This is a genomic window from Streptomyces sp. NPDC097107 (genome assembly GCF_044762405.1).
GTDB classification, from domain to species: domain Bacteria; phylum Actinomycetota; class Actinomycetes; order Streptomycetales; family Streptomycetaceae; genus Streptomyces; species Streptomyces thinghirensis.
This window is the reverse complement of sequence record NZ_JBIWEF010000007.1, coordinates 148,375-175,009: the sequence shown is the minus strand read 5'-3', so window position 1 is coordinate 175,009 and position 26,635 is coordinate 148,375. Positions and strand designations below refer to the sequence as shown.

24 protein-coding genes are annotated in these 26,635 nt (G+C 70.2%); 4 read left to right on the top strand and 20 right to left on the bottom strand.

Features of this window, described 5'->3' with window-relative positions; translation table 11 throughout:
• Positions 1-135: 135 nt before the first annotated feature.
• The 11 genes from ACIQ1J_RS18540 to ACIQ1J_RS18490 form a co-directional block, all read right to left on the bottom strand.
• Positions 136-2,988, bottom strand: a complete 2,853-nt coding sequence (locus ACIQ1J_RS18540) for a DEAD/DEAH box helicase (protein ID WP_403557858.1) — start codon at positions 2,986-2,988, stop codon at positions 136-138.
• A gap of 100 nt (positions 2,989-3,088) precedes the next feature.
• Positions 3,089-4,039, bottom strand: a complete 951-nt coding sequence (tatC, locus tag ACIQ1J_RS18535) for a twin-arginine translocase subunit TatC (RefSeq protein WP_403557856.1) — start codon at positions 4,037-4,039, stop codon at positions 3,089-3,091.
• A 47-nt stretch (positions 4,040-4,086) separates the two neighbouring features.
• Positions 4,087-4,374, bottom strand: a complete 288-nt coding sequence (tatA, locus tag ACIQ1J_RS18530; RefSeq protein ID WP_210961737.1) for a Sec-independent protein translocase subunit TatA — start codon at positions 4,372-4,374, stop codon at positions 4,087-4,089.
• Between the two features lie 279 nt (positions 4,375-4,653).
• Positions 4,654-4,848 carry a hypothetical protein gene (locus ACIQ1J_RS18525; protein ID WP_121746019.1) on the bottom strand — a complete coding sequence of 65 codons (195 nt, stop codon included), beginning with the start codon at positions 4,846-4,848 and terminating at the stop codon, positions 4,654-4,656.
• Between the two features lie 10 nt (positions 4,849-4,858).
• On the bottom strand, positions 4,859-5,119 hold the full coding sequence (locus tag ACIQ1J_RS18520) for a hypothetical protein (protein WP_053142264.1): 261 nt from the start codon (positions 5,117-5,119) through the stop codon (positions 4,859-4,861).
• A 29-nt stretch (positions 5,120-5,148) separates the two neighbouring features.
• On the bottom strand, positions 5,149-6,219 hold the full coding sequence (locus tag ACIQ1J_RS18515; protein ID WP_403557854.1) for a helix-turn-helix transcriptional regulator: 1,071 nt from the start codon (positions 6,217-6,219) through the stop codon (positions 5,149-5,151).
• An 18-nt stretch (positions 6,220-6,237) separates the two neighbouring features.
• Positions 6,238-7,215, bottom strand: a complete 978-nt coding sequence (locus tag ACIQ1J_RS18510) for a helix-turn-helix transcriptional regulator (RefSeq protein WP_403557852.1) — start codon at positions 7,213-7,215, stop codon at positions 6,238-6,240.
• Positions 7,216-7,352: 137 nt separating this feature from the next.
• On the bottom strand, positions 7,353-7,724 hold the full coding sequence (locus ACIQ1J_RS18505) for an FKBP-type peptidyl-prolyl cis-trans isomerase (protein WP_121746021.1): 372 nt from the start codon (positions 7,722-7,724) through the stop codon (positions 7,353-7,355).
• Between the two features lie 60 nt (positions 7,725-7,784).
• A complete protein-coding gene (locus ACIQ1J_RS18500; RefSeq protein ID WP_403557850.1) occupies positions 7,785-8,786 on the bottom strand; it encodes an FKBP-type peptidyl-prolyl cis-trans isomerase in 1,002 nt (333 codons plus the stop codon).
• 145 nt (positions 8,787-8,931) lie between these two features.
• Complete coding sequence (gene pafA, locus ACIQ1J_RS18495) at positions 8,932-10,293, bottom strand: Pup--protein ligase (protein ID WP_210961742.1); 1,362 nt, start codon at positions 10,291-10,293, stop codon at positions 8,932-8,934.
• Between the two features lie 9 nt (positions 10,294-10,302).
• Positions 10,303-11,562, bottom strand: a complete 1,260-nt coding sequence (locus ACIQ1J_RS18490) for an MFS transporter (protein WP_403557848.1) — start codon at positions 11,560-11,562, stop codon at positions 10,303-10,305.
• Positions 11,563-11,669: 107 nt separating this feature from the next.
• Between ACIQ1J_RS18490 and ACIQ1J_RS18485 the strand changes: the two genes are divergently transcribed.
• Complete coding sequence (locus tag ACIQ1J_RS18485) at positions 11,670-12,686, top strand: LacI family DNA-binding transcriptional regulator (RefSeq protein WP_403557847.1); 1,017 nt, start codon at positions 11,670-11,672, stop codon at positions 12,684-12,686.
• A gap of 60 nt (positions 12,687-12,746) precedes the next feature.
• Here ACIQ1J_RS18485 and prcA read toward each other — a convergent pair whose 3' ends face one another.
• The 5 genes from prcA to arc all read right to left on the bottom strand — a co-directional run bounded on the left by prcA (position 12,747) and on the right by arc (position 18,563).
• Positions 12,747-13,523 carry a proteasome subunit alpha gene (gene prcA / locus ACIQ1J_RS18480; RefSeq protein ID WP_210961745.1) on the bottom strand — a complete coding sequence of 259 codons (777 nt, stop codon included), beginning with the start codon at positions 13,521-13,523 and terminating at the stop codon, positions 12,747-12,749.
• Between the two features lie 59 nt (positions 13,524-13,582).
• Entirely contained in the window at positions 13,583-14,428 is an 846-nt protein-coding gene (gene prcB, locus ACIQ1J_RS18475) for a proteasome subunit beta (protein WP_121746026.1), read from the bottom strand.
• A 228-nt stretch (positions 14,429-14,656) separates the two neighbouring features.
• Positions 14,657-14,875 carry a ubiquitin-like protein Pup gene (locus tag ACIQ1J_RS18470; protein ID WP_053128307.1) on the bottom strand — a complete coding sequence of 73 codons (219 nt, stop codon included), beginning with the start codon at positions 14,873-14,875 and terminating at the stop codon, positions 14,657-14,659.
• A 177-nt stretch (positions 14,876-15,052) separates the two neighbouring features.
• Positions 15,053-16,564, bottom strand: a complete 1,512-nt coding sequence (gene dop / locus ACIQ1J_RS18465; RefSeq protein ID WP_374196430.1) for a depupylase/deamidase Dop — start codon at positions 16,562-16,564, stop codon at positions 15,053-15,055.
• Positions 16,565-16,796: 232 nt separating this feature from the next.
• Entirely contained in the window at positions 16,797-18,563 is a 1,767-nt protein-coding gene (arc, locus tag ACIQ1J_RS18460; RefSeq protein ID WP_210961746.1) for a proteasome ATPase, read from the bottom strand.
• Between the two features lie 245 nt (positions 18,564-18,808).
• Here arc and ACIQ1J_RS18455 point away from each other — a divergent pair, with 245 nt between their 5' ends.
• Positions 18,809-19,114, top strand: coding sequence for a ferredoxin (locus ACIQ1J_RS18455; RefSeq protein ID WP_210961747.1), 306 nt, complete (start codon positions 18,809-18,811; stop codon positions 19,112-19,114).
• Positions 19,115-19,187: 73 nt separating this feature from the next.
• Here the strand turns inward: ACIQ1J_RS18455 and ACIQ1J_RS18450 are convergent, their stop codons facing one another.
• The 3 genes from ACIQ1J_RS18450 to ACIQ1J_RS18440 form a co-directional block, all read right to left on the bottom strand.
• A complete protein-coding gene (locus tag ACIQ1J_RS18450) occupies positions 19,188-19,766 on the bottom strand; it encodes a hypothetical protein (RefSeq protein WP_403557842.1) in 579 nt (192 codons plus the stop codon).
• A gap of 247 nt (positions 19,767-20,013) precedes the next feature.
• Complete coding sequence (locus ACIQ1J_RS18445) at positions 20,014-20,916, bottom strand: tRNA (adenine-N1)-methyltransferase (protein ID WP_403557840.1); 903 nt, start codon at positions 20,914-20,916, stop codon at positions 20,014-20,016.
• Between the two features lie 137 nt (positions 20,917-21,053).
• Positions 21,054-22,853, bottom strand: a complete 1,800-nt coding sequence (locus ACIQ1J_RS18440) for a site-2 protease family protein (protein WP_403557838.1) — start codon at positions 22,851-22,853, stop codon at positions 21,054-21,056.
• Positions 22,854-23,027: 174 nt separating this feature from the next.
• Between ACIQ1J_RS18440 and ACIQ1J_RS18435 the strand changes: the two genes are divergently transcribed.
• Together ACIQ1J_RS18435 and ACIQ1J_RS18430 are read left to right on the top strand one after the other, a co-directional pair.
• Positions 23,028-24,008 (top strand): RecB family exonuclease, encoded by a 981-nt coding sequence (locus tag ACIQ1J_RS18435; protein ID WP_403557836.1) that lies wholly within the window; start codon positions 23,028-23,030, stop codon positions 24,006-24,008.
• A 14-nt stretch (positions 24,009-24,022) separates the two neighbouring features.
• On the top strand, positions 24,023-24,694 hold the full coding sequence (locus ACIQ1J_RS18430) for a response regulator transcription factor (RefSeq protein WP_121746033.1): 672 nt from the start codon (positions 24,023-24,025) through the stop codon (positions 24,692-24,694).
• Between the two features lie 105 nt (positions 24,695-24,799).
• Here ACIQ1J_RS18430 and ACIQ1J_RS18425 read toward each other — a convergent pair whose 3' ends face one another.
• Complete coding sequence (locus ACIQ1J_RS18425) at positions 24,800-26,401, bottom strand: ABC transporter substrate-binding protein (RefSeq protein ID WP_403557833.1); 1,602 nt, start codon at positions 26,399-26,401, stop codon at positions 24,800-24,802.
• Positions 26,402-26,635: the final 234 nt, after the last annotated feature.

Genomic DNA, 26,635 nt, shown 5'->3' with positions numbered 1-26,635 from the left:
ACGTAATTGCGAGTGGGTGTACGAAAATCACTCACCGTAATGAGGGAAACCGTAATGAGGGAAAGAGGCGCCGGAAGGCGCCTCGAAACGCCCGGAGGCCCGGCGGAACACCGCCGGGCCTCCGGGTTGCGGGAGCTAGCCCACGGACGAGTAGGCGACCACCCCGCGCAGCAGTTCGTCGACCGCCTTGCGCGCGTTCTTCGGGACCGTCGAGCCTTCGGCGGGCGCGGCGGCCGAGATCTGGCCGAGGACGTCGATGACCTGCTTGCACCAGCGCACGAAGTCGCCGGCGGGCATCTCCACCTCGCGCAGCACCTCGTCGAGGCCCTTGCCGGACGCCCACATGTACGCGGCCCAGGCGAAGCCGAGGTCGGGCTCGCGCTGGCCGACGCCCTCGGTCTGGCTGATCCGGAAGTCCTCCTCCAGGGCGTCCAGGCGGCCCCAGATACGGACCGTCTCACCGAGCGCCGCCTTGGCCTTGCCCGAGGGCAGCTTCGGCGCCATCGCGTCGTCGGCGGCCCGGGACTCGAAAACCAGCGCGGAGACACAGGCGGCCAGCTCGGGCGGGGAGAGGCCCTCCCAGACGCCCTCGCGCAGACACTCGCTGGCGAGCAGGTCCAGTTCGCCGTAGAGCCGGGCGAGGCGCTTGCCGTGCTGGGTGACCTCGTCGCCGCGCAGGTAGTCCATCTCCGTCAGCAGCGCGACGATCCGGTCGAAGGTGCGGGCGATGGTGTTCGTCCGGCCCTCGATCCGGCGCTCCAGCTGGGAGGTGTCGCGCAGCAGCCGGTGGTAGCGCTCGGCCCAGCGGGCGTGGTCCTCGCGGTCGTCACAGCCGTGGCACGGGTGGGCGCGGATGTCCTTGCGCAGCCGGGCGATCTCCCGGTCGTCGGCGGCCTGCGAGCGCTTCTTGCGGGCCCGCTCCGGCGGGATGTGCCCGGCCTTGGTGCGCAGCGCGGAGGCGAGGTCCCGGCGGGACTGGGGCGAGCGCGGGTTGAAGGACTTCGGGATGCGCATCCGCTCCAGCGCCTCGACCGGCACCGGGAAGTCCATCGACGCCAGCCGCTTGACCTGCCGCTCGGCGGTCAGCACCAGCGGACGGGGCCCGTCGTGGTGCTCGAAGCCACGGTGGCCGTTGGACCGGCCGGCGGGCAGGCCCGGGTCCAGCACCAGGGCCAGGCCCGCGTACTTGCCCGTCGGCACGTGGATGACGTCGCCCGGCTTCAGCTTCTCCAGCGCCACGGCGGCCTCGGCGCGGCGCTGACTGGCGCCCTGCCGGGCCAGCTCGGTCTCCCGGTCCTTCAGCTCGCGGCGCAGCCGCGCGTACTCCTCGAAGTCGCCGAGGTGGCAGGTCATGGAGGCCTTGTAGCCCTCCAGCCCTTCTTCGTTGCGCTGCACCTGGCGGGAGATGCCGACGACCGACTTGTCCGCCTGGAACTGCGCGAAGGAGGTCTCCAGCAGTTCCCGCGAACGGTGGCGGCCGAACTGCTCGACCAGGTTGACCGCCATGTTGTACGACGGCTTGAAGCTGGAGCGCAGCGGGTACGTGCGCGTACCGGCCAGTCCCGCGAGGTGCTCGGGGTTCATGCCGCGCTGCCACAGCACGACGGCATGGCCCTCGACGTCGATGCCGCGCCGCCCGGCCCGGCCGGTGAGCTGGGTGTACTCGCCGGGGGTGATGTCGGCGTGCTGCTCGCCGTTCCACTTGACGAGCTTCTCCAGCACGACCGAGCGGGCGGGCATGTTGATGCCGAGGGCGAGGGTCTCGGTCGCGAAGACGGCCCTGACCAGCCCGCGGACGAACAGCTCCTCGACGACCTCCTTGAAGGTCGGCAGCATGCCCGCGTGGTGGGCGGCGATGCCCCGCTCCAGGCCTTCCAGCCACTCGTAGTAGCCCAGGACGTGCAGGTCCTCGGTCGGGATGGAGGACGTGCGCTCCTCGACCAGGGAGCGGACCCGTTCCCGCGCGTCCTCGTCGTTGAGCCGCAGCCCCGCGTACATGCACTGCTGGACGGCGGCCTCGCAGGCGGCGCGGCTGAAGATGAACGTGATCGCGGGCAGCAGGCCCTCGGCGTCCAGGCGCTCGATGACCTCGGGCCGGCCCGGCGTCCAGACGCGGGAGCGCTGCCGGCGCTCGCGCTCCCGGTCGGCCTCCTTCATGGCACGGCCGCGTCGCCGGTCCTGGTAGGACGGGCGGCTCGCCTCCAGGCGCGCCATGCGTGTGAGGTCGGGGTTGACGGCCTTCTTGTGACCCTCACCCTCCTCGAACAGGTCGTACATCCGCCGCCCGGCCAGCACGTGCTGGAACAGCGGCACCGGCCGGTGCTCGGAGACGATCACCTCGGTGTGGCCGCGCACGGTGTCGAGCCAGTCGCCGAACTCCTCCGCGTTCGAGACGGTGGCCGACAGTGACACCAGGGTCACGGATTCGGGGAGGTGGATGATCACCTCCTCCCACACGGCGCCGCGGAAGCGGTCGGAGAGGTAGTGCACCTCGTCCATGACCACGTGGCCGAGGCCGAGGAGGGTCTGGGAGCCGGCGTAGAGCATGTTCCGCAGGACCTCGGTGGTCATCACGACCACCGGGGCGTCGGAGTTCACGCTGTTGTCGCCGGTGAGCAGGCCCACTCTGTCCGCACCGTAGCGGCGGCACAGGTCGGCGTACTTCTGGTTCGACAGCGCCTTGATGGGCGTCGTGTAGAAGCACTTCTTGCCCTGCTGGAGGGCGAGGTGGACGGCGAACTCGCCGACGATCGTCTTGCCGGAGCCGGTGGGCGCGGCCACCAGCACGCCCTTGCCCGCCTCGAGCGCCTGGCAGGCCTCGATCTGGAAGGGGTCGAGGCCGAAGTCGTACATCTCGCGGAAGGTGGCGAGCGCGGTGGCCTGCTCGGCAGCGCGCTGGCGGGCTGCCGCATACCGCTCGGCCGGTGAGAGATCCTCTGTCATCGTGCTTTCGAGCGTACCGGGCCGCACTGACAACAGGACGATCATTATCGGGATCGGTCCTGTGCGGGGATCGCCTGAATATTGCGGGGGGACGCGGCGGGGGATTCCCGGGGCGGCGACGCGTGCCGTCACCGCCCCGCCGGTCTCAGGTCACGTCGTCGTAGCCGTTGACCCGGTCCTTCGTCGCCTGCTCGGGCAGCGCGCGGGCGGTGGTCACGGGTTCGATCTCGTCGATGGCGTCGGGGGTGAGATCCAGCTCGGAGGCCTCGTCGTCGTCGGGCTCCAGCGCCTCGAGGCGGGCCCTTCGGCGGTCGTTCAGCAGCGAGATGGCGACCGCGACGAAGTACAGGATCCAGATCGGTCCAGCCAGCGCGATCATGGTCAGCGGGTCCGTGCTGGGCGTGGCGATGGCCGCGAACAGTGTGATGCCCATGATCATGCCGCGCCACCAGCCGACCATGCGCTTACCGGTCAGCACCCCGGTGAAGTTGAGCATCACCAGCAGCAACGGCAGCTCGAAGGAGAGGCCGAAGACGACCACCATGCGCGTGACGAGGTCGAGTAGGTCGTCCAGCGGGAGGAGGTTGTCGACGCCGAACGGCGTGAACTCGATCAGCACCTTCGCGGTGGTGGGCAGCACCACGTAGGCGAAGTAGGCGCCGAAGAGGAAGAGCGGGGCTCCCGTGGCGACGAACGCGTAGGCGTACTTCTTCTCGCCCTTGTGCAGGCCCGGGGCGACGAACGCCCACAACTGGTAGAGCCAGACCGGCGAGGCCAGCACGATACCGGCCATCAGGGACACCTTCAGCGCCAGCGTGAACGGACCGAGCAGGCCGTTGATGGTGATCTGCGCGCACGGGTCCGAGTCGTTCGGCAGCTTCGCCAGCTCTTCGAACGACCTCGTGCAGCCGACCGAGTCGAGGACCGGGTCGGTGAAGAAGTTGATGATGTCGTTGTAGAAGAAGGCGGCGGCGATCGTGACGGCGACGATGGCCAACAGCGCCTTCGCGAGCCGGTTGCGGAGCTCACGAAGGTGCTCCGCGAGGGGCATCCGCCCCTCGGGATCCCTCTCCTTGTTGCGGGCAGGCTTCAGCAACCCACATTCCCATCTCGTGCGGCGGGCCGGAGGTCACCGGCCCTGCGTCAGCGCTTGGTCGTGTCCGTCGGCTCGGTGACCGGACGGGAACTGGTCACGTCGCCGGGGGCGGCCTGAATGGTGCGCTTCGCCGCGGCCTGCTCGGGGTTGGGGGGATCGGCGGGAGCGGAGTCGTCGGACTTGCTCTCGCTCTTCATCGCCTTGGCCTCGCTCTTGAGGATGCGCGCCGACTTGCCGAGCGAGCGCGCCATGTCCGGAAGCTTCTTCGCGCCGAACAGCAGGATGATGACGACGAGGATGAGAATGATCTCGGGGGCGCCGAGCCTTCCGAACATAAGTCTTTACCTTCTCACCGAGGCGGCTGGGTGGGGGTGCTGTCCGACCGGTCGGACATGCGTCCGATCGATCGTCTTGTGCAGCGATCGTAACGCTCAGGGGTAAACGTGAGGCAATCCCCGTGCGTACTCCCGTCCGCGACCGGGCCTCGTTTTCCGGGCCGCGACCAGCAGCGTACCTTCAGGGACCTGTGGGGTGACAGGGCAAAGTGTCCCAATACGCGACTCGTATGGGTCCATCGGGTCCCGGCCGGGCGTCCGAACCGGGCGGTCAGACCTTCACAGGGCGTCCACCGCGCGGGCCGCGCTCCCGGTCGCCCGCTCCAGGTCCTCCGCCGCCCGGCTGATCCGGTCGGCGGAGTCCGTCACCTGCCGGCCCAGGCGCTCCGCCTCCACGAACACCTTCACGGCGAACACCGCGAGGACGGCGAGACCCAGAAAACCCACGGCAACCGCGAACATCGGCCAGAACATGACGCCGAGCCTAGACGGTGGAGTGCAGCCGCAGGGTCCTGACCCCGCCGCCGGTGAGCAGCTCCACGACCCGCTCCCCCGCCGGCTTGCGCACGGCGGACCCGCACTCGGGGCAGGTGAACGAGTAGAACGTGGTGCGGCTCGTGGCGCCGATGGCGAGACGCAGGGCGCTCGCGGCGAGCTCGAAGCGGCCCCGGCAGTCCGGGCAGCCCGCCTTGAACACGACCGGGGACACGCGTCGCATGCCCGCGAACGCGGACGCCGCCGTCATGCCCGGCGCAGCCGGCCCCACGGACTCGCTCACAGTCCTCGCTCCTGCCTGTCGTGCCCGTTCCGTCCGTCCTCCGGCCCGCCGGACGCCTCGACCGCCCCGACCGCCCCGACCGCCTCGATGCCGTCGTACGCCGCCAGCGCCTCGCGCGCCGCCCGCCGGGCACTGTCGGCGAGCTCGGGCGGGGAGACGATGCGGCCGTCCCGCCCGAGTCGCAGCGCCAGCCGCCGCAGGGACGCGGGGTCGGGGGTCCGCAACGTGATGCGCAGCCCGCCGTCGGCGAGCTCGTCCGCGCTGTCGTGCGGGTAGTACTCGGCGACCCAGCGCCCGCCCGGGCCGACCTCCACGACGACCTCCGGGTCCTCGGCGGCGGGCTGCACCAGCCCCTCCGACAGGTCCCGCAGCTCCACCTCGGGCGGCGCGGACGGCTCGTCCAGGATGCGGATCTCGGCGACCCGGTCGAGCCGGAAGGTGCGCCGGGCCTCGGAGCGGCGGCACCAGGCCTCCACGTACGTGTGCCCGACGCTGACCAGGCGGATGGGATCGATCTCGCGCTCGGTGACCTCGTCGCGGGCCGGTGAGTAGTAGCGGATCCACAGCCGGCGGCGCTCCGAGATCGCCCGGTCGACGTCGGCGAAGACGCCGCCCTCCGACTCGAAGGTGACGGACAGGCGCGAGCTGGCGCCCGCGGCCTCGCCGGCCGAGGTCTCCACCTTGGCGGTCGCCCGCAGCAGTGCCTGCCGGTCGCTCTCGCGCAGGCCGGGCAGGGTCGCCACGGCCCGGGCGGCGACGAGCAGCGCGGTGGCCTCGTCGGCGGCCAGCCGCAGCGGCTCGGCGGCGTCCGCGCCGAGGGCGGCCGGGTTGTGCCACCAGATGCGCTCGCCGTCGGTGTCGATGTCGAGCAGGTCGCCGCCGCGGAAGCTGGTGCCGCACATGGGCAGCACGTCGAGGTCGGAGACCAGCTCGTCCTCGGTGATGCCGAAGGCGCGCGCGACGTCCTCGACCCGGGCGCCGGGGCGCTCCCGCAGATACGTCACCAGGGACAGCATCCGTCGGGTCTGGTCGATGGCGTTCACTGGCCTGACCGGTTTGCCTGCCACTGTGTTGTCCGCTCCCCCTCAGCCCTTGGCGACGGCACGCAGCCGGTCCACCACGTCCGCACGCAACTCCGCGGGCTCCAGCACCACCACGTCCGGTCCGAACTCGACCAGCCAGGCGTCCAGGCCGTGCCCGTACGGAATCTCCAACTCGTCCCAGCCGCCACCGAGTTCCCGGACTCCGGTGGCCTTCGCACGAAGGGGGTATCCCGCGCCCGTACGCAGCCGGATCAGCGCGGAACGGTCGGCGGTCTCCCCCGCCCAGCTCGCGACCGTCTCACGGACCGTGACGACGTCGGGCACGGGCGCGGTGAACCGCGCGCCGCGCGAGCGCACCCGGCCGGTGATCCGGGAGAGCCGGAAGACCCGCTCGGCACCGCGGTCGCGGTCGAAGCCGGCCAGGTACCAGTGGCCGCGCCAGCACTCCAGCGCCCAGGGCTCCACGTGCCTGGGCTCGGGCTGGGCGGCGTTGGCCTTGCGGTAGTCGAAGAGGACCGGCCGCCGGTCCCGGCAGGCCAGCATCAGCGGCTCGAACGCGGCCTCGTGCACCGGGATGCGCGGCTCCAGGGCGCTGTGCGCCTCGTACGGGTCGACATCCTCGGGCAGCCCGGCCGCGCGCAGTTTCTGCAGCGCGCCGCTCGCGGCACCGGCCAGCCGGGCCTGCTGCCACACCTTGGCGGCGAGGCCCAGCGCGGCGGCCTCCTCGGCGTCCAGGGTGATGGGCGGCAGACGGTTGCTGTCGCGGCGGGCCAGGTAGCCGACCTCACCGTCGAGACCCTCGACGGTCTCGATGACCAGTCCGAGTTCCCGCAGGTCGTCCTTGTCCCGCTCGAACATGCGGTTGAAGGAGTCGTCGGAGCCCGCCGCGCCCTGGCCCGGCCTGGAGGCCTCGACGTAAGCCTCGATGGAGTCACGCAGCTCACGCTTGCTGAGTGGCCGCCGCGTCCCGAGCAGACACAGCGCCAGGTTCATCAGCCGCTCGGCCTTGGCAATGGCCATCGACGCCCTTCTCCCTATGGTGCTTACGACGGATGACCGTACCGCCCCGCGGTGGCCCGGCAAAAGCCGAGGGCCCATGCCCGGACAGGCATGGACCCCAGGTGACCGGCTCTGATCGCTGTCCGCTCGGACTTCGATCAGACTCCGAGCAGATCGACCACGAAGATCAGCGTCGAGCCGGGCGGGATCGCCGGGGTCGGGCTCTGGTCGCCGTAGGCGAGGTGCGCCGGGATGGTCAGCTGGCGGCGGCCGCCGACCTTCATGCCCTGCACGCCCTGGTCCCAGCCCGCGATGACGCGGCCGCCACCGAGCGGGAAGCGGAACGGCGTACCGCGGTTCCAGCTGGCGTCGAACTCCTCGCCCGTGCTGAAGGTCACGCCCACGTAGTGGACGGTCACGGTCTGACCGGCCTGCGCAACCGGGCCGTCGCCCTCCCAGATGTCCTTGATCTCGAGGTCCGCCGGGGGCTCGCCGCCCGGGAAGTCGACCTCGGGCTTGTCGATGCTCACGTGTTCAGCTCCTGCTTGTCTGCGGAAAGGCAACGGCCCAAGTCTTACATCTCGAAGGCGTCACATCTTCGCCAGGATGTCGACGGAGAAGACCAGCGTGGAGTCCTTCTCGATTCCGCTGCCCTCCGGCGGGCTGTCGCCGTACCCCAGGTCCGGCGGGATGACGATGAGGACGCGGCTGCCGACCTTCTTGCCGGTCAGGCCCTGGGACCAGCCCTTGACGACCTGCTGGAGCGAGAACGACGTCAGCTGCTTCCTGCCGTACGTCGAGTCGAACTCCTTGCCGCCGTCCCAGACCACGCCCTTGTACTGCACGAGCACGCTGTCCTCGGCGCCGACCTCGGTGCCCTCGCCCTCGAGGACGTACTCCGCCACGAGCTTCTTCGGCGCGTCGGCCTTCGGCAACTCGATGGAGGGCGCCTTGCCGTCGGTGTTGGTGCCGACCTTGGGCAGGGCGGCGTCCTCCTGGGGGACTTCCTTGCCCTTGGCTGAGCTCTTGGCGTTGAAGGTGTCCTGCACGTCGACCACGAAGACCAGCGTGTCGGAGCCCTTGATGCCCGCCTGCTCGTTGCCCTGCTCGCCGTACCCCCAGGTGGGCGGCACGGAGAACTGGACGCGGCTGCCGGTCTTCTTGCCGGCGAGCGCGTACCGCCAGCCGTCGATGATGCTGCCCTGGGCGAGCTGGATGACCAGCGGGGTCTTGCGGTCGTAGGAGTTGTCGAAGACCTTCGCGCTCTCCCAGATCTGGCCCAGGTAGTTCGCCGACACGAAGTCGTTCTCCGCGATGGCCTTGCCGCCACCTGCGACGACCGTCTTGACCGCGAGGTCCTTGGACGGCTCGCCGCTGCCCTTGGCGACGGTCGGCTTCTCGTCGAACTTCGTCCCCGCGGTGATCGCCGGCAACGGACCGTCGACGATCTTCGGCGGCGGCGGTGCCGACGTACCCGACGCCTCGGGCGTCGCGCTGTCGCCGGTGCTGCTCGAGCCGGAGTCTTCGTCACCGCATGCGGCGAGCGTGACCAGTCCGGCGGGGACGGCGATGAGGAGTGAGCGTCGGCGCACGGTGGGGGCCTCGTATCGGTGTCGGTCGGTCCTGTTGAAGTGCGCGCAACTCTACGGCGTGAGAAGGGCACCGTACGGCTAACGTACGGTGCCCGTGTGGCGTTCCGCCCTTTCGTGCGGAAACGCGTGTCTCACCTCGGCCGGCTCACATTCCGGCGATCAGCTTCTCCACCCGGTCGTCCACCGAACGGAACGGGTCCTTGCACAACACGGTGCGCTGCGCCTGGTCGTTGAGCTTGAGATGCACCCAGTCGACGGTGAAGTCCCGGCGCTGCTCCTGGGCCCGTCGGATGAAGTCGCCGCGCAGCCGGGCCCGAGTGGTCTGCGGCGGAACGGACTTGCCCTCGAAGATCTTCAGGTCGTTGGCGACCCGGGCGGCCCGGCCCTTCTTCTCGAGCAGGTAGTACAGGCCACGGCGGCGGTGGATGTCGTGGTAGGCGAGGTCTATCTGCGCGACCCGCGGGTGCGACATGGTCATGTTGTGCTTGGCCCGGTACCGCTCCAGGAGCTTGTACTTCATGACCCAGTCGATCTCGGTGTCGATGCGGTCGAGGTCCTCGGCCTCGATCGCGTCCAGTGTGCGGCCCCACAGCTCCAGCACCCGCTCGACGGTGCCGGTGCGGATGCCGCGGCGCTCGCAGAAGTCCACCGCCTTCTCGTAGTACTCCCGCTGCACCTCCAGCGCGGACGCCTCGCGGCCACTGGCCAGGCGCACCTTCCGGCGCCCGGTGATGTCGTGGCTCACCTCGCGGATCGCCCGGATCGGGTTCTCCAGGGTGAGGTCGCGCATCACCGTGCCCGCCTCGATCATGCGCAGCACCAGGTCGGTGGCGCCGACCTTGAGCAGCATGGTCGTCTCGGACATGTTCGAGTCGCCCACGATGACGTGCAGGCGCCGGTAGCGCTCGGCGTCGGCGTGCGGCTCGTCGCGCGTGTTGATGATGGGCCGGGAGCGGGTGGTCGCCGAGGAGACGCCCTCCCAGATGTGCTCGGCCCGCTGGCTGACGCAGTACACGGCACCGCGCGGCGTCTGCAACACCTTGCCGGCGCCGCACAGCAGCTGCCTGGTCACCAGGAACGGAATAAGGATGTCCGCGAGCCGGGAGAACTCCCCGTGCCGGGCCACGAGGTAATTCTCGTGGCAGCCGTAGGAGTTGCCGGCGGAGTCGGTGTTGTTCTTGAAGAGGTAGACGTCGCCCGCGATTCCCTCCTCGTGCAGGCGTCGTTCGGCGTCCACCAGGAGTCCTTCGAGAATGCGCTCGCCTGCTTTGTCGTGGGTGACGAGTTCGGTCACGTTGTCACATTCGGGTGTGGCGTATTCCGGATGTGATCCCACGTCGAGATAGAGGCGGGCCCCGTTGCGCAGAAAGACATTGCTGCTGCGGCCCCATGACACGACACGGCGGAAGAGGTACCGCGCCACCTCGTCAGGCGACAGGCGGCGCTGTCCCCTGAACGTGCACGTGACGCCGTACTCGTTCTCCAGCCCGAAAATGCGGCGGTCCATGACTGAACATTACGCCTGATGACCCGAACTGAAACGGGGTTCGACGGCACGGTTTGGATCATTTTCCGATGAAGCCGCAACCACCGCTCCCCCGGCGGGAGCTGCGAGGACCCGGCCCGTGCACGCCAGCACGAGCAGGGACACGGTCCCTGCCGCCCCGGGCAGCGCGAAGCCCCACAGCACCCCGCCGTGCTCCACGACGGGCCCGGCGAGGCCCGTACCCACCGAGGCGCCCACGGTGAACGTCGTCACCAGCCACGAGAACGCCTCCGTCACCGTGCCGCGCGGCGCGTGCCGGTCGACGAGGACGAACGCACAGGCGATGCACGGTGCGAGGAAGACGCCCGCGAGCACCGTGAGCAGCACCATGGCGACGGCGTCCGGCATCAGCAGCAGAGGCAGGTAACACACCGCCAGCAGGGCCACCAGCACGCGCAGTCGGCGCGCGGGATCGCCGGTCCACTGGCGGACCCCGTAGACGGCCCCGCCGACGAGCGCCCCGAGCCCCAGGGCAGCCATCAGCCAGCCGTAGACGGCGTCGCCGCCGTGCTCGTCCGCGTACGGCACGGAGGCGACGGTGATGGACCCGAGCGCCATACCGATGAACAGGAAGGCGCCCAGCAGCGCGAGCAGCCCGGACGAGCGCAGCGCGCCCAGCCAGTGCGCCTCGCGCGGCGCCGACCGCCACGCGCGCGAGGGAGGCGACACCACCACCGACAAGGCGCCCAGCACACCCACCGCGTTCAGCACGAGCAGGGCGACCATCGGCGACCACAGCGACACGCACACCGTCACGAGCAGCGGCCCGACGGTGAACATGACCTCCTGCGCGATGGCGTCCACGGCGTACGCCGTGTGCACCTGGTCGTCCTTGCGCAGCACGCTCGGCCACAGCGCCCGCAGCCCGCCCTCCAGCGGGGGCGTGAACAGCCCCGCCGCTCCCACGGCCACGTACGCGAGCGCGACCGTCCCGGTGCCCGCGAGGGCGAACACGGCCATGGCCAGGCCCGACAGCAGGGCGGCCGGCAGCTGCACCCGCGGCTGACCGTGCAGGTCCACGAGCCGCCCGAGCACGGGCTGTCCCACGGCGTTGGCCACCCCGTACACGGCGGCCAGCGCTCCCGCGAGGCTGTAGGAGCCGCCCTCGGCCCGCACGAACAGCACGATCGCGATGGCCGCGGTGGCGTTGGGCAGCCGCCCCACGAGCGTGCCGACGAGCAGCCTGACGGCATGCCGCGCCCGAAGAATGTCCAGGTACCCGGCGACCACGACCCACCCCCTCCTCCGAACCGACCACTGAGGTTTTACGTATAACGTCTGTCGCCATACGTACCATGTCGCCTGTTCACGAGTCCAGACGAAAGCGCAGGCGAACGGTGGCACGAGGCAGCACCCGCCCCACGAGCCGGGACGTCGCCCAGGCCGCCGGCGTCTCCCAGGCAGCGGTGTCCCTGGTCCTCGGCGACAAGTGGCGCGGCCGCGTGTCGGAGCCCACGGCCCAGCGGGTCCGGGAGGCCGCGCAGGAACTGGGCTACCGCCCGAACCTGGCCGCCCGCAACCTGCGCCTCGGCCGCACGCGGACGGTGCTGCTGGTCGTCCCCGCGCTGACCACGGAGTTCTTCGCGGAGGTGTACACGGGCGCCGCGCGGGTCGCCGCCGAGCACGGCTTCGGGGTGGTCCTGTATCCCTCCCCCGAGGGCGTCGGCCCGGCCCGGGACCCCTTCGCCTCGTCCCAGGCCGCCCTGGACGGTGTCATCGCGTCCTCGATGGCGGCCGACGCGCTCAGCGCGATCCGGGGCGACCAGCTTCCCCTCGTCATGCTGGACAGCGATCCGGAGGGCAGCCTGGGCGCCGCGACGGTCAACCTGGACATCGCCGACGGCATCCGCCAGGTCGCGGAGCACCTTCTGGCCCTCGGCCACCGCCGCTTCCTCCACCTCGCGGCGGACGTCCCGTCCTGGACCTTCGAGGTGCGCGCCCGGGAACTGGCCGCACGGCTGGCCGCCGCCCCCGGCACCGACCTCCGCACCGTCCACGCCCCCATCTCCATCGAGGGCGCCCAGAGCGCCACGGAGGCCGCGCTCGCCGCTACGGGGCCCCGGCCCACGGCGCTGGTCTGCGACGACGACAAACTCGCGGCCGGCGCCTACAAGGCGGCCCGGCGGTCCGGGCTCCGCGTCCCCGACGACCTCTCGGTGACCGGTCTGGACGACCTCGGCCTCGCCACGGCCGTCGACCCCGAGCTGACGACCGTACGCCTGGACGCGGAACTCTTCGGTGAGCGCGGGATGCGCGCCCTGCTGGCGGTCATGGAGGGCCGGGCACCCGAGGAGGGCGACATCCCGGTGCACCTGGTCGTACGGGGCTCCACGGCACCGCCACCGCCAGACTGAGCGGCGCCGGGGCACATGGCACCCGGCGCCGCGCGAAGGCTTCCGTGCAGCGGCTGGCCGCTACTCCTCGCCCTTGTCCCCGCCCTCGTCCTCGTCCGGCAGGGGCAGGTCGTCAGTGCCGGCGGCTCCCGCCGCCGCTCCCGAATCCAGCAGTCGCGACAGCTGCGCCCCCACGATCCGCTTGAACTTCCGCTTCTGGGGCCGCGTGCGGTCCAGCACCGCGACTTCCAGCCGCTCCGCCGGGATCTCCCGCTCGCTGCCGTTCGTGTCGCGGGACAGCGACTGCACGGCCAGCTTCAGCGCCTCGGCCAGTGTCATGCCGTCCCGGTGCCGCTGGTCCAGGTAGCCGCTGATCTGCTCGGCGTTGCCCCCGACCGCGACCGAGCCGTGCTCGTCCACGATCGAGCCGTCGTGCGGCAGCCGGTAGATCTGGTCACCGTCGGCGCTGTCGCCGACCTCGGCGACGACCAGCTCCACCTCGTACGGCTTCTCGGCCTGGCTGGAGAAGATCGTGCCCAGTGTCTGGGCGTACACGTTGGCCAGGCCGCGAGCCGTCACATCGTCACGGTCGTACGTGTAGCCGCGCAGGTCGGCATAGCGCACGCCGCCGATCCGCAGGTTCTCGTACTCGTTGTACTTGCCGGCGGCCGCGAAGCCGATCCGGTCGTAGATCTCGCTGAACTTGTGCAGCGCGCGGGACGGGTTCTCGCCGACGAACACGATGCCGTCGGCGTACTGCAGCACGACCAGGCTGCGGCCACGGGCGATGCCCTTGCGGGCGTACTCCGCCCGGTCGGCCATGGCCTGCTGGGGTGAGACATAGAACGGCGTCGACACCGGTTATCCATCCCTTTCTGGAGACGTCACTGGACCACCTGACAACACGGCCGCACCCGCTACAGCAGCGCGGCCCGCGGGCCGTCGGGGTGTTCGAGCCGCCGCTCCAGCACCGCGCGGGCGAGTGCCGAGCCCTCGTCCTCGCTCAGCCGGCGGAAGCCGTCCTCGGTGATCACAGTGATGATCGGGTAGATCCGGCGGGCGACATCGGGACCACCGGTCGCCGAGTCGTCGTCTGCCGCGTCGTACAGCGCCTGGACCACGAGCGTCGTGGCCTGCTCCTCGGTCAGGTCCTCGCGGAAGAGCTTCTTCATCGCGCCCCGGGCGAAGATCGAGCCCGACCCGGTGGTCGCGTAGTTCTGCTCCTCGGAGCGCCCGCCCGTCACGTCGTACGAGAAGATGCGGCCCCTGCCCCGGTCCACGTCGTACCCGGCGAACAGCGGCACCACGGCCAGCCCCTGCATGGCCATGCCCAGGTTGGACCGGATCATCGTGGACAGACGGTTGGCCTTGCCCTCCAGGGACAGCTGGGCCCCCTCGACCTTCTCGAAGTGCTCCAGCTCCAGCTGGAACAGCTTCACCATCTCCACGGCCAGTCCCGCCGTGCCGGCGATGCCCACCGCCGAGTACTCGTCGGCCGGGAAGACCTTCTCGATGTCCCGCTGAGCGATCATGTTGCCCATGGTGGCCCGCCGGTCACCGGCGAGGACGACACCGCCGGGGAACGTCACCGCCACGATCGTGGTGCCGTGCGGCGCCTCGATCACACCCTGCACCGGCGGCAGCTGCCGGTTGCCCGGGAGCATCTCCGGCTGGTGCTCACCGAGGAAATCCATGAACGAAGAGGACCCGGGCGTCAGGAAGGCAGCTGGTAGACGCCCGGTGCTGCGAGTGTTGGCTTCCACGCGATTCCTTCCACGTATGCGACAGCTATGCCACGGACCCTACCCGGCTGCGGGCAGTGATCCACATACTCGGCGGGAACCATGGAACGAACACCCCGGCCCCCGTCTCGGGCCGCGCGCGGCACGGTTTCCCACCGCACCGCGCGCGACACCCTCACGTTCTGCTCGTCCGCCCCTCATACGGCCCGCGGGCCTGTGAAGCGAAGGAGAAGCAGGCCCTCAGCAGGCCTACTGGCCACCCTTCTGCACGAAGGACCGCACGAAGTCCTCCGCGTTCTCCTCGAGGACGTCGTCGATCTCGTCCAGGACGGAGTCCACGTCGTCGTTCAGCTTCTCCTGGCGCTCCTTGAGGTCCTCGGAAGCCTGCGCGTCCTGCGCCTGCTCCTCGACCTCCTCGGTGGAACGCGTGGCCTTCTGCTGCCCGCCGCCGGTGTCCTTGGTCGCCATAACCCTCACCCCGCTCGGTTCGCCCGACACAGTTGCTCGGTCAAGATCAGACCCTACAAGCCGGGTCCGACATCGGCCCCGCACTTTCCTCAACGTACGGGTGCCACCTCGATGGTTCCCGGACCCGGGTGTTTCCACCCTGTCCGGCCGATTCTCCCGTGTACCCGCTCGGCCCGGTCACCCGCCCGACAACACCTTGACCAGGTCTTCCGCGGTGCGGCAGCGGTCCAGGAGCTCCTTGACGTGATTACGCGTTCCGCGAAGCGGTTCAAGGGTTGGCACCCGCTGGAGCGAGTCCCGGCCCGGCAGATCGAAGATCACCGAGTCCCAGGAGGCCGCCGCGACGTCGTCCGCGTACTGCTCCAGACAGCGCCCGCGGAAGTACGCGCGCGTGTCCTCCGGCGGCTTCGTACGGGCCCGCTCGACCTCCGTCTCGTCCAGCAGCCGCTTGATGCGGCCGCGGTCCAGCAGACGGTTGTACAGGCCCTTGTCGGGCCGTACATCGGCGTACTGGAGGTCCACGAGGTGCAGCCGGGCCGCGTCCCAGTCCAGGTCGTCGCGGCGCCGGTAGCCCTCCATGAGCTCCCGCTTCGCCACCCAGTCCAGCTCGCCGGCCAGGCTCATCGGGTCGTTCTCGAGCCGGTTGAGGGTGTCCTCCCAGCGGCCCAGGACGTCCTTGGTCTGGTCGTCGACGTCCGCGCCGTACCGTTCCTCGACGTACTTGCGGGCCAGCTCGTAGTACTCCATCTGGAGCTGCACCGCGGTCAGTGTCCGGCCGCTGCGCAGCGTGACCAGGCGCTTCAGGGACGGGTCGTGCGAGACCTGGTGGAGGGTGCGCACCGGCTGGTCCACGGCCAGGTCGACGGCGATGAACCCGTCCTCGATCATCGACAGCACCAGGGCCGTCGTACCCAGCTTCAGATAGGTCGAGATCTCCGACAGGTTCGCGTCGCCGATGATCACGTGCAGTCGCCGGTACTTCTCGGCGTCCGCGTGCGGTTCGTCGCGCGTGTTGATGATGGGCCGCTTCAGCGTCGTCTCCAGGCCCACCTCGACCTCGAAGTAGTCCGCGCGCTGACTGAGCTGGAAGCCGTGCTCGTGTCCGTCCTGGCCGATGCCGACGCGGCCGGCGCCGGTGAAGACCTGGCGGGAGACGAAGAAAGGCGTCAGGTGGCGCACGATGTCCGAGAAGGCGGTCTCCCGCTTCATCAGGTAGTTCTCGTGCGTGCCGTAGGAGGCGCCCTTGTTGTCGGTGTTGTTCTTGTAGAGGTGGATCGGCTGGGCACCGGGCAGCTGGGCGGCCCGCTCGGCGGCCTCGGCCATGATCCGCTCGCCGGCCTTGTCCCACAGCACGGCGTCCCTCGGATTGGTGACCTCCGGAGCGCTGTACTCGGGGTGGGCGTGGTCGACGTAGAGGCGTGCCCCGTTGGTGAGGATCACATTGGCCAGGCCGATGTCCTCGTCGGTGAGCTGGCTGGAGTCGGCGGACTCGCGGGCGAGGTCGAAGCCCCGCGCGTCCCGCAGCGGATTCTCCTCCTCGAAGTCCCAGCGGGCCCGGCGGGCCCGGTGCATCGCCGCCGCGTAGGCGTTGACGATCTGGGACGAGGTGAGCATGGCATTGGCGTTCGGGTGGCCGGGGACGGAGATCCCGTACTCCGTCTCGATGCCCATTACTCGCCGTACGGTCATGCGGCCCTCCTTGCCCGGCGGCGCCCGTCGTGGGCGCCGCTCAAGTACCGCTGGCGCTCCGATGCGTGTGCGGTGCCCGTCCCCGCACTGCGCGACTCGGCGGTACGGAAGAGCCTAGAACGCCTTTGCGCTGGTGGGGAGATCATTTGCGGCATTGCCTTGCTCCAGTCGGGGCTCCGGAAAACAGTCGGCTGCGGGTACCCGCTGAGGGCACCCGCAGCCGCCCCGCCTTTTACAGGTACTGACCGGTGTTCGCCACCGTGTCGATGGAGCGTCCGGTGTCCGCGCCCTGCTTTCCGGTGACGAGCGTACGGATGTAAACGATCCGCTCGCCCTTCTTTCCGGAGATCCGGGCCCAGTCGTCCGGGTTGGTGGTGTTGGGCAGGTCCTCGTTCTCCTTGAACTCGTCCACGCAGGCCTGGAGGAGGTGGGAGACGCGAAGGCCCTTCTGGTTCGCTTCCAGGAAGTCCTTGATCGCCATCTTCTTGGCGCGGCCCACGATGTTCTCGATCATGGCGCCGGAATTGAAGTCCTTGAAGTAGAGGACTTCCTTGTCGCCGTTGGCGTAGGTGACCTCCAGGAAGCGGTTCTCCTCGGATTCGGCGTACATCTGTTCCACCGCGGTCTGGATCATGCTCTGGACGGTGGCCGCCCTGTCCTTCTCGTGCTCCGTGAGGTCGTCCACGTGGAGCGGGAGGCGCTCGGTGAGGTACTTGCCGAAGATGTCCTTGGCCGCCTCGGCGTCCGGACGCTCGATCTTGATCTTCACGTCGAGCCGGCCGGGCCGCAGGATGGCGGGGTCGATCATGTCCTCACGGTTGGAGGCACCGATCACGACCACGTTCTGCAGGCCCTCCACACCGTCGATCTCGGCGAGCAACTGCGGGACGATGGTGTTCTCCACGTCCGAGCTGACACCGGAGCCACGGGTACGGAAGAGGGACTCCATCTCGTCGAAGAAGACGATGACGGGCGTGCCCTCGCTGGCCTTCTCGCGGGCCCGCTGGAAGACCAGACGGATCTGCCGCTCGGTCTCACCCACGTACTTGTTGAGCAGCTCGGGACCCTTGATGTTGAGGAAGAAGCTCTTGCCCGCGGCCTGGCCGGTCACCTCGGCGACCTTCTTGGCCAGCGAATTGGCGACCGCCTTGGCGATGAGCGTCTTGCCGCATCCGGGAGGCCCGTAGAGCAGGACGCCCTTGGGCGGACGCAGCTCGTGCTCCCGGAACAGGTCCGGGTAGAGATAGGGGAGCTCGACCGCGTCGCGGATGGCCTCGATCTGTCCGCCGAGGCCACCGATCTGCTCGTAACCGATGTCGGGAACCTCTTCGAGGACGAGTTCCTCGACCTCGCTCTTGGGAACGACCTCGTAGACATAACCGGAGCGGGGTTCGAGCAGGAGTGCGTCGCCGGGACGGATGTTGATCCCGCGCAACGGCTCCGCGAGGCGCACCACCCGCTCCTCGTCGGTGTGCCCGAGCACCAGGGCTCGCTCGCCGTCCTCGAGGATCTCCTTGAGGGTGACGATGTCACCGACGCTCTCGTACTCCATGGCCTCGACCACGTTGAGAGCTTCGTTGAGCATCACTTCCTGGCCGCGCCTGAGCTCGTCGAGTTCGACGCTCGGGCTGACGTTCACCCGTAGCTTGCGGCCGCCGGTGAAGATGTCTGCGGTGCTGTCCTCGTTCGCCTGCAGGAAGACACCGAAGCCCGCCGGTGGCTGGGCCAGCCGGTCGACCTCTTCCTTGAGGGCCACGATCTGGTCGCGGGCCTCGCGGAGTGTTCCGGCGAGTCGTTCGTTCTGGGCGGACACGCCGGCCAGGTTGGTCTGCAGCTCGACAATCCGCTCTTCGAGAATTCTCGTGTGCCGCGGAGATTCGGCGAGCTTGCGTCGCAGGACGGCGATCTCCTGCTCAAGGTAGGCCACCTGCCCGGCCGGGTCCTCGGACCCGCGTCCCGGGCGGATGCCGCGGTTCATGTCGTCGTCGTGGGCTGCCACGGTCCTCACCTCCTCCAAGGGGAGCTGGACGCTTCCAGACCCTACCTGGGTGGGTGTCGATTGAAACCCCTAGATCACAAAGACTGTCGGGGTGTGTCCGATCTTCACCCTTGCGCTCTCCCTCACGCCAGGGGAATACCCACGGAACGTGAGTGGAACCCAGCCGGAGGTAGGGTCGAAGCGTTCAACACCCGTCAGAGCTGGCCGGATTCCCGAACGGCTCGGCGCAGGAAACGGCAGGAGAGATGACCGTGCAGCAGGAGGCCGGAGTCGACGGCGAGGCACTGGAGGTCTGGATCGATCAGGACCTGTGTACCGGCGACGGCATCTGCGCCCAGTACGCGCCCGAGGTGTTCGAGCTGGACATCGACGGTCTGGCGTACGTCAAGGGCGCCGACGAGGAGCTTCTGCAGGCCGCTGGAGCGACAACGCCCGTGCCGTTGCCGCTCCTCACGGACGTGGTCGACTCCGCGAAGGAGTGTCCGGGCGAGTGCATCCACGTACGTCGCGTTTCGGACAGGGCCGAGGTCTACGGTCCGGACGCAGAGTGACCGAACCGTGACCCAATCTGCACGCTCCGTGACCGCTGTCTGATGTGTCACACCACCCGTCGCAGGGCCGCGGTCACACGGCCCGCGACTGGGACGGCGTGTCGCGGACGAACGCACCGTTCTCCCACTGCCACTTCACGTCCTCCGTGACGTCGGGGCAGCAACTGGGCACGTCGGCCGTCGAGTAGCCGAGAAGCGTGGCGTGGACGGCGCCGTCGCGCACCGCGAAGTCGGTGACCGTCCGGCGGTCCCGGGGGTTCACGAGGGTGGCCACGACGCGGGGCCTGCCACCGTCCGCGTCCCGCGTGATGACGTACACCCCGTCGGGCGGGGTTCCCATGGGCGCGTCGCAGTGCACGACGGCCACCGTCTCGGGCCGGCCGTCGCCGTCGATGTCGCCGGACGCCTTCTTCTGCACGACTGCTTTGACCGGACCGCACTCCAGGGGAAAGCCGACGGCCGCCGGATCCGGCGGGGTGCCGTGCGCCGGGGCGTTCTTCGTCTGGGGGGCGGCGGTCTGCGCCGCCGTCGCGGCGTCGGGCTGAAGGACCGAGGAGAGGGCCACCACGCCGGCGAGGGCCGTGGCGGTGGCGACCCAGTGGATCGGGCGGGCGTGGGTGTGTGACAGATCCGGAACGGCGGGGTGCTGCACGAGGAGTGTCTCCTGTGAGGGCTGTGCCGGCGGGGGGTGGCCAGCATCGTGCCACACGTCACAGTGCGGGGGAACGGCGGGGTGGGTACTCGGCCAGGCTGCGCCGTTCCGCGCCGCGTCTCCAGGTTCGGCCGCGGGGCCCGGTCCAGCCGCGGGCCGGTCAACGCGAAAGCGCCGTGGTGGACTTCCCGAAGGGTCTCGGGAACTCCGCCACGGCGCCTGTACGTTGATCGCGGCACGGGCCGCCTCAGCGGCCGGAGCCTCCGCCGGCGTTGGGGCCGTCGTAGTCCTCGCCGTAGGCACCCTTGGCGGGGCGACGGCGGCGCATGGGCGGCTCGACGCCGTCCGCGAGGCGGCGGGCGGTCAGCAGGAAGCCGGTGTGGCCGATCATCCGGTGGTCCGGGCGGACGGCCAGGCCCTCGACGTGCCAGTTGCGGATCATCGTCTCCCAGGAGGTCGGCTCGTTGAAGCAGCCGATCTCGCGGATGGACTCGACGGTCCGGGCGAGCTGGGTCGTCGTCGCGACGTAGCAGCACAGGATGCCGCCGGGCACGAGCGCCTTCTTGACGACGTCCAGGCACTCCCAGGGGGCGAGCATGTCGAGGATGACGCGGTCGACGTCGGTGTCGGACAGGTTGTCCTGGAGGTCGCCGACGGTGAGCTGCCAGGCGGGGTGCGGGCCGCCGAAGTAACGCTCCACGTTCTGCCGGGCGATCTCGGCGAAGTCCTCGCGGCGCTCGTAGGAGTGCAGCATGCCCTGGTCGCCGATGGCGCGCAGCAGGAAGCTGCTGAGGGAGCCGGAGCCCACACCGGCCTCAACGACGCGTGCGCCGGGGAAGATGTCGGCGAAGGCGAGGATCTGCCCCGCGTCCTTCGGGTAGACGACGGCTGCCCCGCGGGGCATGGACAGGACGTAGTCGGGGAGCAGGGGGCGCAGCGCGAGGTAGGCGACGTTCCCGGTGGTGCGGACAACGCTGCCCTCGGGAGCACCGATCAGTTCGTCGTGGGGGAAGGAACCCTTGTGGGTGTGGAAGTTCTTCCCGGCCTCGAGCGTGAACGTGTAGTGGCGGCCCTTGGGGTCGGTCAGCTGAACCTGGTCCCCGACCTTGAAGGGCCCGCGCCTGCGGGCGGCACCGGTCGGTTCGGACATGTGACCAGCCTACCGGTCCCCGGCGGGGCCGCCGACCACGCCGGTGACCAGGGCCGGGGGTCGGGTTGGTGGTCGGAGCCGGTGGTCAGGGCCGGTGGTCAGGGCCGGTGGTCAGGGCCGGTGGTCAGGGCCGGTGGTCAGGAGGGGCGGGCCATCGCCTTGACGAAGGCCCGCTCGACGTCGGCTGCGGACAGCACGCCGTAGATCTCGCCGGTCTCCTCGACCACCAGGTACTCGGTGGCCGGGTTGGCGCGCAGGGCGTCCAGGAGTTCCTCGCCGGACAGTTCGGCCGACAGGCGCATGCCGTCGGTGAGGTCCTGGGCGAGGGTGCTGACCGGTACCCAGGGGCGCCGGTGCTCGGGTACGCCGACGATGGCGGCCTCGCGGACCAGCGAGACGGGGGTGCCGTCGCCGTCGACGACGACCAGGGCGCGGGCCCCGGAGGCGTTGGCGCGGCGCAGCGCCTCGGACAACGGGGTGCCCGCCGGGACGGGGACGGCACGCCTGGTGAGGGCACGGGCGCGCAGCTCCGGGAGGTGTTCGCGCAGGCGGGCCATGCGCAGGCTGTTCCCGGCGCCGGTCCAGATGATCGCGGCGAGGATCGCGGCGAGCAGGGCGTCCAGGACGGTGTCCATGCCGACGTCGTCCGCGGCGCGGGAACCGAGGGACTGGGTGAGCAGCGGCAGGCCGACCAGCACGGCGATGGCGAGGGCCCGGCCGACCCAGGCGGCGGCGATCGTGCCGTGCATCGGCTTGCCGGTGATCTTCCAGACCACGGCGCGGAGCATCCGGCCGCCGTCGAGAGGAAGGCCGGGCAGCAGATTGAAGGCGGCCACGAGGAGGTTGGAGACCATCAGGCCGGCCAGCAGGACACCGGGGACGCTGTCGGGCTCGACGGGCAGCAGGGCGGCGTAGAAGACGCCGGCGAGGACGAGGGAGAGCAGGGGGCCGACGAAGGCCAGCACGAACTCGCGGCCGGGCGTCTCGGCCTCCTTCTCGATCTCGGAGACGCCGCCGAAGAACTGGAGCTGGATGCGGCGGACCGGGAGCTTGAAGCGGAGGGCGGCGACGGTGTGGGCCAGCTCGTGGACGAGGACGGAGGCGTAGAAGGCGACCGCGAAGAAGAGGGAGACCAGATAGCGGGCGGCGCCCAGCTCGGGCAGCACGCGGTCGAGCTGACCGCCGAACACCCAGGTGATCAGGGCGGCGACCAGGAACCAGCTCGGCGCGACGTACACGGGTACGCCGAAGGGCCTGCCCATCAGCAGCCCGCCCCCGGGCTCCGGCTTCCGCTGCGGGGGCCGGCCGGGACCGGGACCGACCTGGCTGTGGGCCTCGCGACCGTCGCGATCGGGCCCCGTGGGCGCGTGGGCGGGGCGGTCACCGCCGGAGGACGGGTCGGGCCGGCGGCCCTCGGTGCCCGTCGCGGGGGCGGGGCGGTCACCGCCGGAGGACGGGTCGGGCCGGCGGCCCTCGGTGCCCGCGCCGCTCACGGACGGCTCGGTGGACGGCCGGCCGGCGCCGTCCCCGCCGGGGGCCTGCCCGCCCTGCGCGTCGCCCGCGCCGGCGTGCTCGGGCGCCGGGCGCCGCGCGGAGCCGACGGGGTCGCCCTCGCGGGATGAGTGCTGCGAGTCCGAGTCCGGGGCGGGGTCCTGCGGGGTATTCGGTGCGGGCTCGCTCCGCGCGGGCTCGCTCCGCGCGGAGGCTCCCGCGGTGTTCTTCCGCAGGGTCTCGGGACCCGGCGACGGACGGCCCGGCGCCTCAGGAGCCGGCGACTCGGGTCCCGGCGACGGACGGCCAGGCGTCTGCTCGGGCGGGCCGGAGTCCGCGGGATCCGGCTGCTTGGACGCGGCGGCCGGGGCCGTGGGCCCTGCCTGGGGCTCGGCCGACTCGTCGTTGCCGGACCGCGGCTGCCCGCTCCCGCCGCTCACGTCCACGGTGTCCCCTCGTTCGAAGCGTCTCCCGCGCCTGCCGGGCGAGAGGGTCTCATGTCGATGGTATGCGTCCGTCGCGGCCCGTCCCGCCCCGGCACCCCTGTGCTTCCCTTCCGCCGCACGGGTCACGGCCGTCGGCTGGGTCACTGTCAGTGGCGGGCCGTAAGGTCTGTGGGCATGGAGACGAGCATCGAGGATGTCGCGGAGGACGCCGGCGGACCCGCCCGACCGGCGGCGACGGTGGCGGACCACGGAGACGCGACGGTGGACCCGGCGGCGGCCGCCGTCCCCTCACCCGTGCCTGTGGCCATAGCGCCGGCCTCGCTCTCGCCCTCCCGGGCCGGCGACTTCATGCAGTGCCCGTTGCTGTACCGGTTCCGGGTCATCGACCGCCTGCCGGAGAAGCCGAGCGAGGCGGCGACGAGGGGCACCCTGGTGCACGCGGTGCTCGAGCGGCTCTTCGACGCCCCGGCGGCCGAGCGCACGGCACCGCAGGCGAAGGCGCTGGTCCCGGGCCAGTGGGACCGGCTGCGGGAGAGCAGGCCGGAGGTGGAGGAGCTGTTCGCGGACGACCCGGAGGGCGAGCGGCTGGCTCGGTGGCTCGGCGAGGCGGAACAGCTCGTGGAGCGCTGGTTCGCCCTGGAGGACCCGAGCCGGCTGGAGCCCGCCGAGCGCGAGCTGTTCGTCGAGGCCGAGCTGGAGTCCGGGCTGCGCCTGCGCGGCATCATCGACCGGGTCGACGTGGCGCCCACCGGCGAGGTGCGGATCGTCGACTACAAGACGGGCAAGGCGCCCCGGCCGCAGTACGCGGAGGGCGCGCTGTTCCAGATGAAGTTCTACGCGCTGGTGGTGTGGCGGCTGAGAAAGGTCGTCCCGCGCCGCCTCCAACTCGTCTATCTCGGCAGCGGCGACGTGCTCACGTACGACCCGGTCCTCGCCGATCTGGAGCGGGTCGAGCGCAAGCTGCTGGTGCTGTGGGAGGCCATCCGGCTGGCGACCGAGACGGGCGACTGGCGGCCGCGCCCCACGAAGCTGTGCGGCTGGTGCGATCACCAGGCGCACTGCCCGGAGTTCGGCGGCACTCCCCCGCCCTACCCGCTGCCGGTGAGGGCGGCCGACGCCGGCCGCACCGAGCAGGGCAGAATGGGGCCGGACTAGCGAAGGAGACTTACGTGGCCATCCGCGTCCTACTGGTCGACGACCAGCCGCTGCTGCGCACCGGCTTCCGGATGATTCTCGAGGCCGAGCAGGACATCGCGGTCGTCGGCGAGGCCGGAGACGGCCTCCAAGCACTCGACCAGGTGCGGGCCCTGCAGCCCGACGTGGTGCTGATGGACATCCGCATGCCGCGGATGGACGGTGTGGAAGCGACCCGCCAGATCACCGGGCCCGAGCGGGACGGCCCGGCGAAGGTGCTGGTGCTGACCACCTTCGACCTCGACGAGTACGTCGTGGAGGCGCTGAAGGCGGGCGCCAGCGGTTTCCTGCTGAAGGACGCCCCGGCCAACGAACTGGTGCAGGCGATCCGCGTGGTGGCGAGCGGCGAGGCGATGCTCGCGCCGAGCATCACCAGGCGGCTGCTCGACAAGTACGCCACCCACCTGCCCTCCGGCGACGAACCGGTGCCGGATGCGCTGCACACGCTGACCGAGCGTGAGGTGGAGGTGCTGAAGCTGGTGGCCCGCGGTCTGTCCAACGCGGAGATCGCCGCCGACCTCTTCGTCAGCGAGACCACCGTGAAGACACACGTGGGTCATGTGCTGACCAAGCTGGGTCTGCGTGACCGGGTGCAGGCCGCGGTGTACGCGTACGAGAGCGGCCTGGTCCGCCCCGGCGCGCAGTAGACCGCTCGATACCCGTCCGAACGCGCGACACCGGCGCGTACGGAACCCGAAGGGCGCCCTCTTCTTCTCGAGAAGAGGGCGCCCTTCGGTCCTGCCGGCGGGACGTCAGCCGCTCACACCCCGGCCCAGCTCCCACAGCTGGAGCGTCGAGGAGGAGTTGAGCACGTACGCCGTGCCCGTGACGTCGTCACCGGCGGCGACGTACTGCTTGCCCTGCCACAGCGGGATCACCGGGGCGTCGTCGGCGGTGATGTCCTGGATCTCGGTGAGGCTGTCCACGGCGGAGAGCCGGTCTGCCTCGCGACGGGACTCGGGGATCAGAGTGTTCCTGATCTCCTGGTTCACGTACGGCGAGTTGAGGGTGTTGTCCTTGTCGAGGAACGGCGCGATGAAGCTGTCCGCGTCCGGGAAGTCGGGGAACCAGCCCATGCCGAAGACGTCGTACTCGCCCTTCAGCTCCGCCGGGCGGAACTTGTCCCAGGGCGCGCCCTCGATGTCGATGTCGAAGAGACCGCTGTCGTTCAGCTGCTTCTGCAGCTGCTCGAACTCCTGCTTGGTCGCGGCACCGTAGTGGTCCGTCGTGTAGTGCATGGTCAGCTTCACCGGCGTCTTGACGCCCGCGTCCTCCAGCATCCCCTTGGCCTTGTCCACGCTCGGGTCGCCGTACGTGTTGAAGAACGAGTTGGAGTGACCGGTGATGCTGGCCGGGACCATCGAGTACAGCGGCTCGGCCTGGGAGCCGTAGACCTCGGAGACGAGTGCGCTGCGGTTGATGAGCTGGGCCATCGCCTTGCGGACGGCCTTGTCCTTCACCGTCGGCGCGTCCGTGTTGAAGCCCAGGTAGCGGATCTCGAGACCGGCCACCTCGATCAGGTCGACGTCGCCGTCCGTGGCGTTGGCGAGCTTCCGGATCTGGTCCGGCGTCATCGCACGCGTCATCACGTCGATGTCACCCTTGTCGAGCGCGGTACCCATGGCCTCGGCATCGTCGAACGACACGACCTCGACCTTGTCGTTGTTCACCTTGAGACTCCCCTTGTAATCGGGGTTCTTGGTGAACACGGCCTTGATCATCTCGTCGTTCTTGACCTCGGCCTTCATGGTGTACGGACCGGAGCCGGTCAGCTCGAAGCCCGCGCGCAGCTTGCCCTTCTCGTAGTCGTCCGGGTTGACGATGCCCGCGACCGGGGTCGACAGCTTGAACGGGAAGGTTGCGTCGGCGGTGTTGAGGTGGAAGATGACCTCGCGGTCGCCCTGCGTCTCGACGGTGTCGACGGTCGACAGCAGGCCGTACACCTGGCTGTCGGCCTTGATGGACAGGGCGCGCTCGATGGAGAACTTCACGTCCTCCGCAGTGATGGCGTCTCCGTTGGCGAACTTCAGGCCGTCGCGCAGGGTGCAGGCATAGCGCTCGTTGCCGGTATCGGTGAATCCGCACTCCTCGGCGGCCTCGGGTACGGGTTCACCGTCGCCGCGGGGCTGGATCATCAGGGTCTGCGTGGTCTGACGCAGGATGTTCCAGGAGCCGACATCGTAGGCGTACGCCGGGTCGAAGGGCGCGGGGGCCTCCTCCGAGGCGGTGAACCGGTCCGTGGTGCCGACGACGATCGCGTCCCCGCCACTGCCGCTGTCGGACCCGCCGCAGGCGGCGAGCACCGGCGCGAGCAGGCCGACGACGGCCGGCAGCACCAAAGTCTTGCGGTTCATGCTCGAGTTTCTCCAGAGCTGTCGGTCCGTGTATCCGGCATGCAGGGGTGTCGCGGCGGATCACGGGGGTAGTGGCCGATGTTCTCTCGACGAGATTAGTCCGCGCCCGCACGGGGGCTCGCAGCAACCGGAGTTGAGGACTCATCACGGAGTGAAACCGGTCGTGGACACACCGAAAACCCGACAGTGGAAGGATTAGTGCAGGGTTTCACCAATCAGGACACAAGGGCGCCT